Source organism: Dongia sp., assembly GCF_041909655.1.
Taxonomy (GTDB): domain Bacteria; phylum Pseudomonadota; class Alphaproteobacteria; order Dongiales; family Dongiaceae; genus Dongia.
This window is the reverse complement of record NZ_JAYRDA010000004.1, coordinates 36,608-50,479: the sequence shown is the minus strand read 5'-3', so window position 1 is coordinate 50,479 and position 13,872 is coordinate 36,608. Positions and strand designations below refer to the sequence as shown.

The following is a 13,872-nucleotide window of genomic DNA, read 5'->3' as shown; positions in this document are numbered from 1 at the left end:
GCATGAATCGAAATCAGCGATGAGGGGAAGCGGTATGCCGAGACTGGTGAACAAGGATACGGGCAAGGAAATCGGCACGGTGAGCGACGAGGACATCCAGTTCCTGGTCGAACAACTGGAGGAGGAGGATTCGCAGGATACGGATTACTTCATCTCGGCCGACACCGTCCGTCTGCTGGAGGACAATGGTGCCAGCGACGAATTGCTCGAGGCCCTGCGCTCGACCCTGGTCGAGATGTATGGCGAAGAGATCCTCGACATTCCCGAGGAGGAAGATGAGGATCTCGACGACGAATTCGAGGACGATGAAGGCGAGCCGCTAGAACTCGAAGACGAAGAACTGGAGGACGACGAGGTTCTGGGCTTCGAGTTGGCCTGGAAGAAGTAGGGCCGGTCAGGCGAAACGGAGCTGCTGACCGAGGCCGAGCCGAGCCGCCTTCTGCAGCAAGGCATGGCCGAGGGCGATGTCGCTGAGCGACAGGCCGCGATGCCAGAAGAGGTTGGTCTCGTCATCCGATTGCCGGCCGGGTTTCAGGCCGGCGACGATCTGGCCCAGTTCGGCGTGGAGATTCTGTTCCGTGAGACGGTCGCTGTCGACATGCTGCCGCAGCGCGCCGAAGGGCAGGCCCTTGCGGCACTGGCCCCAATCATCGACCACCATCTTGTCCATGATGTCGGTGAGCGAGAGTTCGACGGCGCTCATGGTGCCATAGGGAATGGCGAGCGCCCCGCGCTTGATCCAGGCGGTTTTCAGCATCGGGGTGGGTTCCGGCAGGCGCGAGGCCTCGACAATGATGTCGGCGTCGCGGACGCAGGATTCCCAATCCTCGGTGACGGTGATCTTCTTGCCGAGATCCTGGGTGAGGCGTGCCGCGAAAGCGTTGCGGCTCTCGGGGCGCTTGGAATGGATTCGGATCTCGTCGAAATCGAAGAGATGGTTGAGCAGACGGACATTCCAATAGGACGTGCCGCGGGCCCCGATATGCCCAAGGATCTTCGAGGATTTTCGGGCGAGATGCTTGGCGCCCAAAGCCGTCACGGCACCCGTCCGCATATCGGTGATGGCGGTGGCGTCCAGGATCGCCTTGGGCATGCCGGTTTCCGGGTCGAACAGGTTGAGCACCGCCATTTCGGAGGGCAGCCCGCGCTGGTAATTGCCGACAAAATCGCCCACGACCTTGACCCCGGCGAGACCCAGGGGCTTCACCACGCCGCGCAACACGTTGAAATGGCCGATCGACGAGCTTTCCGGGATCAGATGCACGCGCGGCTCGATCACCGTCTGCTGCCGGCCTTGCGCCAGCAGGCCCTCTTCGACGGCCGCCAATATCTCGTCATCGGTGAGGGCCAGTTGGGCGACATCCGCGCCGTTGAGAAAGGTGATGAAGATCGGCTGCGAACTGGCTGACATCGGCGTTCCGGGTTCCTGGCGGTTGTTTGGCGGCGGCCGAGTATGGTCGAGCCGCATCGCCAAGGAAACCCGGAAAGTGGCGGATTATTGCCCCGTCTTGGCGATCAGGAGATCGGCGCCCACCGTGTAGATGTCCGGCTCCTGCACGTCCGACCCATAGACCGTGCGGAAGGCCTTGGGGTTTTTCTCGCGCTGCGCGAGGAAGAGTTCGGGGAGCGCCTGATAGGTGAACTTTGCCACCTCCTGCGACGAGATCCAGCCGTCGCGCGGATCGACATCGCCTTTCCCCTTGAGTGCCTGATCGACCAGATAGGTGAGGAACCCGGCGCCGAGCTCGGCGCTTTCCGGCGCCTGCTGGTCGCGCCTTGTGGCGGTCAGGACCTGGATGCCGGAACTCCTGAGGCCGTTGGTGAGGAAGCGCTTCTGGAACGAGGTCACGGCATAGAAATTCTCGACCGTGCCGCCGGAATAGCAGGCATCGATGATGACGAAGACGCGCTGCGCGCCGGATTTTTCCAAGGCGGCGCGGATGTCGCTGGCCGAGAGCCAGGTGGCGCTGTCATCGGCGGTGGCATCATGCGGCAGGAAATACCATTCCTCGCCATCGGTGACGCCGTGACCGGAGAGGAAGAGAATGACGGAATCCTCGGATTTTGCGGTCTTCAATCCGTCGAGTGCAGCGACGATCTGCTGTTTCGTCGCCCTGGCATTGGTGAGATCGGTCGAGGCAATCTCGGTGAAGAGGCCTTTCGAATGGCTGGCCACCGCCGTCTTGACGCGGCCCGCATCCTCGGCGGCCACCTTGAGCTGATATTGCTTGGGCAGGCGGCCGTAATCGGAAACGCCCACGGTGATGAGATTGAGGCGGCCGCGGCGGGGCTCGCCGGAGAAGGTCTCGCGCAGCTCCGCCTGCTCGCCGGCATTGTCATAGGCACCGGTGGCGATTGCCTGAAAGACATTGGGACCCGGCACCGGCCAGACGTTGTAGCCGATGACGCGCACGCGCTTGCCGTCGGCTTCGGCATCCTTCTGTTCCAGGATGGCACCGACATCGACGATCTTGCCGTTGTGATAGAGCCGGACATCCTTGATGCCGCCGCCCTGGTCCTCGGCGATCACCAGCAACTGATAGGGCTTGTCGCCGACGCGCTCGGTGCTGAGCGATTCGATCTCGACCCTGGGCGGCAGGGGGAAGTTTTCGACCGGATTGCCGGGAACGGCACGCAGATCGCGGTCGTCGTTCTTCAGCACGGCCGAGAGCATGCCGGGATCGGCGAAAGCCTGGGTCAAGGAGGTGATCGGGAAGTTCGACTTCTTCACCGCCCATTCGATGCCACGCAGCCCCGAGCTCGATCCGTCGAAGCGGCCTTGCCGGTCGATGAGTGCCCAGCCCTGGGCCGAGATGAAGACCGAGAGCACCTGTTCCCTGGTAACGGTGTCATGGATCAGCATGGTGCCGTCGGCGGCGATCAGGATCACCTTGGCGGCAGCTTCGTCATAGATGAGGCCGACGATGGCACCCTCGGTCTCGGTGATCTCGTGAATCCTTTTGCCGGTCTTGAGGTCCACGAGATCGACCGCGCCATCGCCGCGCAGGACAACGGCATTGGCGCCGCTGAAGCCGATATCGGCCAGGGTGAGGCTATCGATATTGAGCTGGCCTTGAGAACGCAACACGGTCCCGGACTTGCCGATGGCGACGAGGCTGCCCTGGTCGTCGATGTGAAGGGCGGCCGGTGCCTCGCCGAGATTGCCTTGCGGCTGCGCCTTGCCGCCCTTGGGATCGAGCAGGAAGGCGGCGCCGGCCTGATCGATGGCGGCAGCGTGTTGGCCGTTTGGTGACAAAGCGAGGCGTTGTATGGCGCCGGCGGAAACCGCGCCCTGCCAGGCGATCTGGTTGGTGTCGAGATTCCAGGCGGTGACGCCGCCCGCAGCCGTGCCGGCCAGGACCATCTGATCGTCGGCACTTGTGGTGAGGGTTGAGATCGCGGCACCGGCGCCGGAGAGAGCCGCGAAGGCCTTGCCGCTCAGAGGGTCGATCATTTGCACGCCGCCATCGCCGCCGCCCACCAACAGGGCCGTGCCGCTGGCGGTGGGGGCGAAGGCGGTTCCCTTGGGGGCCTTGATGCTGGCGCGCTGGCTGCCGGCCTGCAGATTCCACAGGCGATAGGCACCGTCGCTGCCCAGAATGACGAAGCTGTCGCCGCCGGTTCCCACGGACACGCCGGTCAGTTTTACGAGAGGTGTCGTGACCCGGAGCTGGGCCTGGGCATAGACCACGTTCTCGAAAATATGGCTGCCGATCGCATCGAAGACGGCATCCTGCGCCGCGGCAGGCGCCGTGCCGGCCAGCAAAGCGAGCGCGGCAAAGGTGCGAAGGCGAGTGGTGCGAAGCGTCATCCGACGAACTCCCGATTGAGGTCCGTTCCCATAAAACGAAAGGGGGCGTACCCGCCGCGGCAGGCAACGCCCCCTCATGTCATCCCGAAACCGCCGATGGCGATCAGAAGCGAGCCTTGAACTCCAACTGGCCACCGATCTGGTTGGTTTCGTTGTTGATCACTTCGGCGCGGACACCGGCGCCGAGCGAGAACACGTCGTTGATCGAACCACGGACACCGGCCGAGACATACAGGAAGTCCTGGTCGCCTTCCGGAGCCTCGGGCACGTTCTCGGGCCAGGCATGTTCATATTGCAGGCCGAAATAGGGAACGAAGGGGTCGAAATTGTAGCCGACTTCGGTCGAGAGCACGGCGGTATGGATGTCGCTGTCGTCATCGGCCTGCGGCGTGCTGTTTTCCAGCAGCTCGGTATAGGCATAACGCCAGCCGACCTTGCCTTTGAGGATGAAGTTGTCGATCGGCGCCGCGGCGTTCAACGCGATTTCGGTCGAGTAGGCCTGGCTGTCGACGTCCTCATCCGGCGTGTCGTCGGTCGTGGCCTTGCCATCGGTATAGGCATAGGAGAACAAACCGCTGGCAAAGAAGTAATCGCCGAAGCGATAGGCGATGTAGGGCGCCACGGTATAGGTGTTGGCGTAGAAATCGGAATCGATGTCGCTGTCATCGACGTCAATATCGGCGGCCGAATTCGCGTAAGCGAGCGACAGGCCGACAAAAAGATTGTCGCCGAAGCGGTGATCGATGCCCAGCGGCACGGTCCATAGATCCGCGCTGAAGCTGCTGCCGGCTTCTTCGATCAAGCTGTCATTGTCGCTGGTGATGTTGGTGTAGCTGGGGGTCAGCCAGACGGAATTGGTGTAGCCGGCATCCGGCATGCCATCCATATCCGAAGTGACGTCGTCGCCGATGCGCTTGGTGATCGCGTCGTTGACGCGACGGCTTACCTCGTCGCGGATCTTCTTCTCGATCTCGTCATCGGCCATCGCCAATGAGCAGGTGACACCTGAAAGAATCGTGGTCGCCAGCGCGACCCGCAGTGATCTTGCCCAAAAGGTCATAATCGTCCCTCGTAGAGATTGCTTCTTTGTTGTCCTCTGCGCTGGCATTCAGCAGGCAAATGAGCCGATTCCGCGTTGACGACATTGTTGAACGGATGGTCGAATACCTCATTCCAATGCCCCTGCCTAGGGCAGGCTTACTAAAACATTGCTAAGCGTGACAGACCGCACAAACCCGTGGCATTGCGATAGTGACTAACCCTATCGGCTCTATATGATCCTGAGGTCGCACGCCGCCGCAAGCGGTTCCAGCTAGGTATGGCCATGAAAATATTTAGTAAAATCATATCTTTATCGGTTGGCGTCACTCTTCTTGGCGGATTGGCCGGTGGATTCGCTCTCGCGGCGTCGAAGCGGGTTGCGATCGTCGATCAGGGCGCTGCCGCATCTGCTGGAATCCAGGAATTCGACCAACTGGCTGAGGGGACCGAGTTCAGTCTGGGGGCTGGTGAGACCATCGTCATCGGCTATCTGACCTCCTGTGTCGTGGAGACGATCACCGGCGGCAAGGTGGTGATCGGCGCCAAGCAATCCGAGGTGACCGGCGGCGAGGTGAGCCGTACCGAAGTGAAATGCGCCGAGCCGCGCCTGGTTCTCACCGCCGCGGAAGCGCAGGAAAGCGCCACCATCGCCTTCCGCCCGGCGCCGTCTCTGCGCCATGTCTTCACCCGGACCCCGCTGCTGCTGGGGAGCAAGAGCCAGCCGCTTTTCGTGGAAATTGTGGCGGCAGATACCAACCAGATTGTCAGGAAGCTTCAATCCGACAATGGCCGCATAGATCTTGCCGCCGAGAAGGTGGAGCTTGAGCCGGGCAAGACTTATTTGATCAAGAGCGGCGATCGTGAGCCGCTGACGATCGAAATCGATCCGGCCGCCAAAGCCGGCGGCGGGACCACTGAGCGGGCAATCAACGTCGATTGAGCGCTGTAGCGAGGGGGCGTGCGGGGGCGGAATTTCATTCTGGCGGCGACCATCGCCGCCCTTATCGGCGTCACGCTGACCTTCCGCGGCGGCGCTCTCGATCGCCTGTCGATCGATTTCCTGCATCTCGTACAGGCGCGGCTTTGGGGCCCGCCGCCGCTTAGTGACGAGATCGCCATCGTCGCGGTGGATGAAGCCACCTATCGCGACGATCATTTTCGCGAATTGCCGCAGGCCTTGTGGACGCCGCATCTGGGAAGCGTCCTGGATGCGCTGCTCGATGCGGAACCGGCGGTGGTGGGGGTCGATATCATCATTGGCACCACGGCGGACAGCGTGGTGCCGGGTTATGACCGTGACTGGCTGCGGTCTTTGAAGCGCGGTGCCGCCGATGGGCGCATCGTGCTGGGTTTCACGCAACACCAGACCGATCCCATCCGGCCGACCTTCCAGCAATTGGCCGCGATCGGCGGTCTTTATGACTTCACCAATCAAAGCCCGACCAACCTGCCGCCGGATGCGGACGGGATCGCGCGGCGCTATCCAAGCCAATATCGCGAGAGCGGCGGTGAGGCCATTCCCAGCTTTGGCACGGAACTCGCCATGCGGGCCCTGGCGCGACGCAGTGGCGCTATCGGTTCTCCAGATGGCGATGTGATGCTGAACTTTGCCGCGGCACACCGGTCGCCGATCTACTCCTTGGCCGATCTGCGCGCCTGCGCCGAGGCGGGTGATGCGGCATTCTTCCAGCGTCATTTCGCGGGGAAGATCATTCTCTTCGGCGGGGTGCTCGATATCGAAGACCGCAAGCTGACCTCCGGTCGTTTCGCGACTCTGCCGGAAGGACAGAATCTCGGGGAACGCTGCCGTATTCCAGCGGATCGCAGCAAATTCTCCGGTGACTCCCGCGATTCCATGCCTGGGGTGCTGGTGCACGCCACCGCGATCGACAATCTGTTGAGCGATAGCGGGTTGCGCCTTCCGAGCGCGCCGCAACGCGCTGGAGTCCTGGTCTTGCTCTCGTTCCTGGCGGCGCTCGGTTTCGTGGCGACGCGGCCGAGCCGCGCCATCATCATTTGGCTGGGCCTTGTCATCGCTTGGTCCGCAATTGCCATCGGCAGCTTCACGCACTTCTGGGCATTGCCTTGGCTGACCGGCCTTGCGGCCATCGCGCTGGCAGGCCCCGCCGGCATCGCCTTGCGCCTCATGTTCATGGATCGGGCGCGGCGGCAGTTGCGCAATGCCTTCTCGCTCTATCTCCCCAAGAGCGAGGTGGACCGGCTGGTGCGCGAGGAGAAGCTGCCGGCTTTGGGTGGCGAGTTGCGCGAGGTCACGATCCTGTTCTCGGATATCGCCTCCTATTCGACCTTGTCGGAGCGGGTGGCGCCGGGGCCGCTGGTCGATGAGCTCAACCATTATTTCAGCCGCATGACCGAGATCGTCCAGGCGCATGGCGGCTTTGTGGACAAGTTCATCGGTGACGGTATCCTGGCGATCTTCGGCGCACCCTTGTCGCGGCCCAATGCGGCGCTGGATGCGGTCGAGGCCAGCCTTGCCATGATCGATTCGCTCAACCGCGACCCGCTCTTCATCGGCGGCAACGGCCGCATTTCGATCCGCATCGGGCTTCACAGCGGCGAGGCCATCGTCGGCAATATCGGGTCGCCGCAGCGCTTCAACTACACGGTCATGGGCGATGCGGTGAATGTCGCCTCGCGCCTGGAAGGGGTGGGCAAGCATTACGGCATTCCCATCGTGGTGAGCGAGCAGGTGCGTGAGCGCGTTGGCGAAGCCGGTGCGTTCCGGGAGCTGGATTTCATCCGCGTCATCGGCCGCGACCAGCCGGTGAGGCTCTATCAGCCGTTGACGAAGGAAGAATCCGCGCGGCTCAATCTTGCCGCTTTTACCGAGGCTCTTGTACTCTGGCGCCGTGGCGCGTTTGATGAGGCTGCGCAGGCTTTCGCCGTTCTGGCGGCGGAGGGCGACGAATTGGCGGCGCGTTATGTCGGCTGGGCGAAATCCTATGCCGCGACGCCGATGTCGGATTGGGAAGGCGTCATTCAGCAGGGATCGAAATAGATGAAAGACATTGCGGGGCGCTGCGTCCTGGTGACGGGCGGTGCCACGGGTATTGGTGCCGCGATCTCGCATGCCTTTGCCGGGGCCGGCGCCAAGGTTGCTGTGCATTTCCATTCCGGCGGGCCCGCGGCGGCCAATTTGCTGCAGCAGATCCAGTCGGAGGGCGGGCAGGCGGTCGGTATCGGCAGCGATCTCACGCATCCGGGGAAGGCTGCGATCCTGGTCGATCAATGCGTCACGGCCCTGGGAGGTCTCGACATCCTGGTCAACAATGCCGGCGGCATGGTGGCACGGCGCGAGCTTGAGGATATCGACGATGCCTTCATCGACGCGGTCTTCAACCTCAATGTTCGTTCGACCATCCATTGCTGTCAGGCCGCACTGCCACATCTTGCCAAGAGCGGGGCCGGCGCGATCATCAATGTTAGCTCGGTCTCGGCCCGCACGGGCGGGTCGCCGGGCTCCAGCATCTATAGCGGCACCAAGGGCTTCATCGCGACCTTTACACGCTCGCTGGCACGCGAACTTGCGCCCAAGAACGTGCGCGTCAATGCCGTCTCGCCCGGCACGATCGACACCGATTTCCATGCGCGTCATTCGACGCCGGAGAAACTGGAAGCAACCCGGAAGACCATTCCCCAGGCCCGCCTGGGGGCAGCGCGGGATTGCGCCGGAACCGTGCTCTATCTCGCCTCCAACGATCTGGCCGGCTATATCACCGGCCAGATCATCGAAGTGAATGGCGGCCAGTTGATGGCCTAGACTTTGGCCAGTTTCACCCACGCGGCGTTGCGTTTCGACGACTTGACCGCGGCCTCGATGAAGGCGACACCGCGTGCCCCGTCATTGACGGTGGGATAAAGGATGGCTGGATCCGGCCGCCGCCGGATGCGGGCGGCCTGGATCGCCGCCGCCACTTCCGTATAGATGTTGGCGAAGCCTTCCAGATAGCCTTCCGGATGTCCCGGCGGCACGCGGGTGACGCGGGCGGCGGAGGCGTTGGCGGCGCCGGTTGCGCGCGAGATCACCTGCGTGGGCTGGCCAAAGGGCGACCAGAGCAATTGGTTGGGATGCTCCTGATGCCATTCCAGCCCGCCCTTGGTCCCGTAGACCCGGAGTTTTAAGTTGTTCTCGTTGCCGGGGCTGACCTGGCTGGTCCAGAGCATGCCGCGGGCGCCGCCGCGGAAGCGCAGCAGGATGTTGGCGTTGTCGTCGAGCTTGCGGCCGGGCACGAAAGAGGTGAGGTCGGCGGCAAGTGAATCAAGCTGCAAGCCGCTCACAAAGGTGGCGATGTCATAAGCGTGGGTTCCGACATCGCCGATTGAGCCGCCGGCACCCGATTGCTTGGGATCCGAGCGCCACAAGGCTTGTTTCTGTCCAGTGGCTTCCAGCTTTTCGGTCAGCCAGTCCTGCGGATATTCGACCTGGACGACGCGGAGTGTGCCTAACGCGCCTTCCTGCACCATCTGCCGTGCATGCCGCACCATCGGATAGCCAGTGTAATTGTAGGTCACCGCGAGGATGCGTCGGTTCTTCCTGGCGCGTTTCTTGAGGTCGAGCGCCTCCTTCAGCGTCACCGTCATCGGCTTGTCGCAGATGACATGGATGCCGGCATCGAGGAAAGCGCGCGCGATCGGCGCGTGGAGATGGTTGGGGGTGACGATCGCCACCGCCTCGATGCCATCCTCGCGCGCGGCTTCGCGTTCCGCCATGGTTTGGAAATCGGCATAGGCGCGGTCGCGCGCGATGCCGAGCGCCGCCGCCGATCGCTTCGCCTTGGCCGGGGTGGAGGAGAGGGCGCCCGCCACCAATTCGTACTGATCGTCCATGCGCGCGGCGAGACGATGCACGGCGCCGATGAAAGCGCCTTCGCCGCCACCGACCATGCCGAGACGAATACGATTCCTGCCGCCTTTATCCTTGCTGCCTTCGATGGGCATGTCTGTCCTCCCCCTGTTAAATGCCAAGCATGCGGCGGTTGGCGGCTTTGTCGGTGCCACCGCTGGCGAAATCGTCGAAGGCTTTCTCGGTGACGCGGATGATGTGGTCACGGATGAAGATCGCCCCTTCGCGCGCCCCTTCCTCGGGATGCTTCAGGCAGCATTCCCATTCCATGACCGCCCAGCCCTTGAAGCCGTATTGGGCGAATTTCGAGAAGATGCCTTTGAAATCCACTTGTCCGTCACCCAGCGAGCGGAAGCGGCCGGCGCGGTTGACCCAGCTCTGATAGCCGCCATAGACGCCCTGGCGCCCGGTCGGGTTGAACTCGGCATCCTTCACATGGAACATCTTGATGCGCTCGTGATAGATGTCGATGTATTCGAGGTAATCCAGGCATTGCAGCACGAAATGCGACGGGTCGTAGAGGATGTTGCAGCGGGGATGGTTCTTCACCCGCTCCAGGAACATCTCGAAGGTGACCCCATCATGGAGATCCTCGCCGGGATGGATTTCGTAGCAGACATCGACGCCGGCCTTGTCGAAGGCGTTGAGGATCGGTAGCCAGCGCTTGGCGAGTTCCTCGAAGGCGGTATCGGTCAATCCTTTCGGCCGCTGCGGCCAGGGATACATGAAGGGCCATTCGAGGGCACCGGAGAAGGTGACGTGCTCCGTGAGGCCCAGATTCTGCGAGGCCTTCGCCGCCAGCATCATCTGGTCGACCGCCCATTTCTGCCGCGCCTTCGGATTGCCGCGCACCTTGGCCGGTGCAAAACCGTCAAAGGCCTGGTCATAGGCAGGGTGCACCGCGACCAACTGGCCCTGAAGATGGGTCGAGAGTTCGGTGATGGTGATGCCGTGCTTCTTGGCGATGCCTTTCAGCTCGTCGCAATAGGTTTTCGACTTCGCCGCCTTTTCGAGATCGATCATGCGCCCGTCCCAGCTCGGGACCTGAACACCCTTGAAGCCGAGGCCGCTCGCCCATTTGCAGATGGAATCGAATGAATTGAACGGTGCCTTGTCGCCCGCGAATTGCGCCAGAAAGATGGCCGGTCCCTTGATCGTGGTCAGTGCCATGGTCGTCTCTCCCGTTTTCCGGCGCCGTGTTGAGCCGCGGCGCCTATTGCTGATGAATCACGCTCCCGTTCACGCCGCGATCTCCTTCAAGCCCGGATAGAGCTTGCGATACCGCGCATAGGAGGCCGCGTAGGAATCGCGCAAACTCGCGGTCGGCAGGATGGCTTGCGCCCGCGCCGGCGGAAGGCAGACGGCGATCGGATCTTCGCCGGTGGCGGCGAGGCGGCCGAGGCGTGCGGCACCAAAGGCACCGCTGACTTCGCCGCCCAGGACCTGGGTCAGCGGCAGATCGAGCACATTGGCGATGATGGCGCACCAGAGCGGCGAGCGCGCACCACCGCCGATGACATCGGCCGTCGTGATGCGTGTCCCGGCGGCGCGCAAGGCATCGAGGCAATCGCGGAGGGCGAAGGCGACACCCTCCATCACCGCCTGCACCAGCTCCGGCCGGCCGGTTTCATGATCGAGGCCGATGAAGGCGCCACGGATATCGGCATCATTGTGTGGCGTGCGTTCACCGGAGAGATAGGGCGCGAAGAGAATCGGGGAAGGGCGCTGGGGTGCGTTGCCGAGATCTTTCAGCAGAGTGGCTTCAGGCGTTCCCAATGTCTTGGCGAGCCAGGCGAAGCAGGAGGCGGCCGAGAGGATGACACCCATCTGATGCCAGGTACGCGGCAGGCTGTGGCAGAAGGCATGGACGGCCTGACCTGGATTGGGCGCAAAGCCCGCGGTCGTCGCCCAAAGCACGCCGGAGGTTCCCAGCGAGATGAAGGCATCGCCCGGCCGCACGGCGCCGAGGCTCACGGCACCCGCCGCATTGTCGCCGGCGCCGCCGGCAAGTATCGGCGCCTGATTCATGCTCCAACGCTGTTGCAACTCGGCCCGCAGAGTCCCGGCAGGGGCGGAGCCTTCGACCAGGCGCGGCATGTGCTGGCGCGTGAGACCGGTGGCGGCGAGGGCCGCGTCGGACCAATCGCGCTTGGCAACATCGAGCCAGAGCGTGCCGGCCGCATCCGACATCTCCTCGACATGTTCGCCGGTGAGCCGGAGGCGCAGATAGGCCTTGGGCAGGAGCACCTTGGCGGTGGCCGCGAAGATGATCGGCTCATGGCGTTTCACCCAGAGCAGTTTGGGTGCGGTGAAGCCCGGCATGGCGATATTGCCGGTAACGGCGCGGAGCTCGGGCCAGGCCCGTTCCATCTCGGCGCATTCGGCGGCGGCGCGGCCATCGTTCCAGAGAATGCAGGGGCGCAGCACCCGATCCTGGGCATCGAGCAAAGTGGCACCGTGCATCTGGCCGGAAAGCCCGATCCCGCGTACCGCCGCCATGGCCTGAGGGGCCTCGGCCGCCAGCCGGTCGAGGGCTGCAAGTGTCGCCTGCCACCAGGATTCCGGATCCTGTTCCGAATGGGTGGGAACGGGGCGGCTCACGGTGAGTGCTTCGCTCGCCTGAGCGAGAATCTGTTCCCGCTCGTCAACCAGAACGGCCTTTACCGAAGATGTGCCAAGATCGATGCCGATATACATTCCTGCTTCTTTCAATCACGGTAGATTGTCACGCAGGAAGATATCTATCCGAATTCGCTCCTGATCGTCGATCACAGCTTGGCCGCTGCAATAGGCCAGCAGGACACGTGCCGCGGACCGGGCCTCATGGCCGGAATCCTGGTTGATGGCGGCGTCCATGATGCCTTGCATGAGATAGCGGCGCGAAAATTCGGTCAATTCGTGGCCAATGAAGACAATCCGGTCCGCCTTTCCCGATTCGACCAATGCTTCGGCGATGCCGCGATTGCCGGCGCCGATATTATAGATGCCGACGAGATCGCCGTGCTCCTGGAGCATTGCCGAAACCAGGCCTTTGCATGCCTTGGCACTGTCGTGGCTTTGCTGCGGGGGCAGGACCGCGAGATTGAGAAACTCGCTGCCGATCACTTGCTGAAAGCCGAACAGGCGTTCGGCATGATCGCGCAGCGTGAGGCTGCCGGCGATGAGCCCGATCTGGCCCGTCCTTTGACCGGAGAAACGGCCCATCAGGGTGGCGGCGGTGCGGCCGGCGGCGCTGTTGTCGATGCCGACAAAACGATGGCGTCGGGAACCCGGCACATCGGAAACCAGAGTCACCACATGGACGCCGCTATCGACCAGCGCATTGATGGCATCGCGCACCAGCGGATGATCGAGCGCCACCACGGCGACGCCATGATACTGGCCGATCAGCCGGCGCAGTGCCTCGGCCAGAATTTGCGGGTCGAACACGTCAACACGGATGAGGTCGCTAAAGACGTTCTGATCCCTGAGCCAGGCAATGGAGCGTTCCGTCTGCTCAGCCAGTTGCGACATGAAGGTGTTGGTGCCGGTCGGCAAGACGAAGCAGAAATTATACTGGATGCCGCGGGCGAGGCGCACGGCGGCCGGGTCCGGACGATAGCCCAGTTTCACCAGGGCCTGTTCCACACGTTCGACCGTTCGGGTGCTGACGCCGGGACGGCGATTGAAGACACGATCGACGGTGGCGAGGCTGACTTTCGCAAATTCGGCGACGTCGACGAGGGTAGGGCGGGTGCGGTCTTTCATGTCGCGCAACCTGCCAGAATTTTTGAGGTACGCAACTCAAAAAATGACGTGTATTTCTTCCGATGCCCGCTTAACCGCAGTGCAAAATGTTTAACGTGTTTAGTTCATTGGCAGGAATGGCTTTCGAGGATCGTTCCGTTTCGCAACTGCAGAATAACAATCGATCAAAATATTGCAATGCAGCACATAAATCGTACAGTTATGGCATGTTCTCTGCCGCAACTCCCGTCGATCCGCTCTTGCGATGTTTAGTGATTTCAAATATCACTTAACACCACGTCCTACCTGCTAAACACCTCAATCGCAGGCTAAGGCGGAATCCATAACACAAGAGCTTGGGTCGCGCGGGGAGCGCGCCTCGGGCCCCTCCGGCGCCATTCGGACAAGCGATAGGGCGCATGGGGGAAAT

Annotated in this window: 11 protein-coding genes; 4 read left to right on the top strand and 7 right to left on the bottom strand. The window is 62.6% G+C overall.

Annotated elements, in window-relative coordinates; translation table 11 throughout:
• Positions 1-34 precede the first annotated feature (34 nt).
• Positions 35-388 carry a hypothetical protein gene (locus tag ACE3PR_RS09185; RefSeq protein ID WP_374370899.1) on the top strand — a complete coding sequence of 118 codons (354 nt, stop codon included), beginning with the start codon at positions 35-37 and terminating at the stop codon, positions 386-388.
• 6 nt (positions 389-394) lie between these two features.
• Here ACE3PR_RS09185 and ACE3PR_RS09180 read toward each other — a convergent pair whose 3' ends face one another.
• The 3 genes from ACE3PR_RS09180 to ACE3PR_RS09170 all read right to left on the bottom strand — a co-directional run bounded on the left by ACE3PR_RS09180 (position 395) and on the right by ACE3PR_RS09170 (position 4,871).
• Positions 395-1,411: an ornithine cyclodeaminase family protein gene (locus ACE3PR_RS09180; RefSeq protein ID WP_374370897.1), complete on the bottom strand. Its 1,017-nt coding sequence runs from the start codon at positions 1,409-1,411 to the stop codon at positions 395-397.
• A gap of 84 nt (positions 1,412-1,495) precedes the next feature.
• On the bottom strand, positions 1,496-3,811 hold the full coding sequence (locus tag ACE3PR_RS09175) for a caspase family protein (RefSeq protein WP_374370895.1): 2,316 nt from the start codon (positions 3,809-3,811) through the stop codon (positions 1,496-1,498).
• Between the two features lie 103 nt (positions 3,812-3,914).
• Positions 3,915-4,871, bottom strand: coding sequence for an autotransporter outer membrane beta-barrel domain-containing protein (locus ACE3PR_RS09170; protein ID WP_374370893.1), 957 nt, complete (start codon positions 4,869-4,871; stop codon positions 3,915-3,917).
• Positions 4,872-5,192: 321 nt separating this feature from the next.
• Between ACE3PR_RS09170 and ACE3PR_RS09165 the strand changes: the two genes are divergently transcribed.
• Genes ACE3PR_RS09165 through ACE3PR_RS09155 form a run of 3 tightly spaced genes read left to right on the top strand, consistent with a single transcriptional unit; the run spans position 5,193 to position 8,633 of the window.
• Positions 5,193-5,792 (top strand): hypothetical protein, encoded by a 600-nt coding sequence (locus ACE3PR_RS09165; RefSeq protein ID WP_374370891.1) that lies wholly within the window; start codon positions 5,193-5,195, stop codon positions 5,790-5,792.
• Between the two features lie 18 nt (positions 5,793-5,810).
• On the top strand, positions 5,811-7,871 hold the full coding sequence (locus ACE3PR_RS09160) for a CHASE2 domain-containing protein (protein ID WP_374370889.1): 2,061 nt from the start codon (positions 5,811-5,813) through the stop codon (positions 7,869-7,871).
• Positions 7,872-8,633, top strand: coding sequence for an SDR family NAD(P)-dependent oxidoreductase (locus tag ACE3PR_RS09155; RefSeq protein WP_374370887.1), 762 nt, complete (start codon positions 7,872-7,874; stop codon positions 8,631-8,633).
• Here the strand turns inward: ACE3PR_RS09155 and ACE3PR_RS09150 are convergent.
• From ACE3PR_RS09150 to ACE3PR_RS09135, 4 genes are all read right to left on the bottom strand, one after another.
• A complete protein-coding gene (locus tag ACE3PR_RS09150) occupies positions 8,630-9,811 on the bottom strand; it encodes a Gfo/Idh/MocA family protein (protein WP_374370884.1) in 1,182 nt (393 codons plus the stop codon). The genes ACE3PR_RS09155 and ACE3PR_RS09150 overlap by 4 nt on opposite strands.
• A 16-nt stretch (positions 9,812-9,827) precedes the next feature.
• Positions 9,828-10,880 (bottom strand): sugar phosphate isomerase/epimerase family protein, encoded by a 1,053-nt coding sequence (locus ACE3PR_RS09145; RefSeq protein WP_374371667.1) that lies wholly within the window; start codon positions 10,878-10,880, stop codon positions 9,828-9,830.
• A gap of 75 nt (positions 10,881-10,955) precedes the next feature.
• Complete coding sequence (gene xylB, locus ACE3PR_RS09140; RefSeq protein ID WP_374370882.1) at positions 10,956-12,413, bottom strand: xylulokinase; 1,458 nt, start codon at positions 12,411-12,413, stop codon at positions 10,956-10,958.
• Positions 12,414-12,428: 15 nt separating this feature from the next.
• On the bottom strand, positions 12,429-13,463 hold the full coding sequence (locus ACE3PR_RS09135; protein WP_374370880.1) for a LacI family DNA-binding transcriptional regulator: 1,035 nt from the start codon (positions 13,461-13,463) through the stop codon (positions 12,429-12,431).
• Between the last annotated feature and the right edge of the window lie 409 nt (positions 13,464-13,872).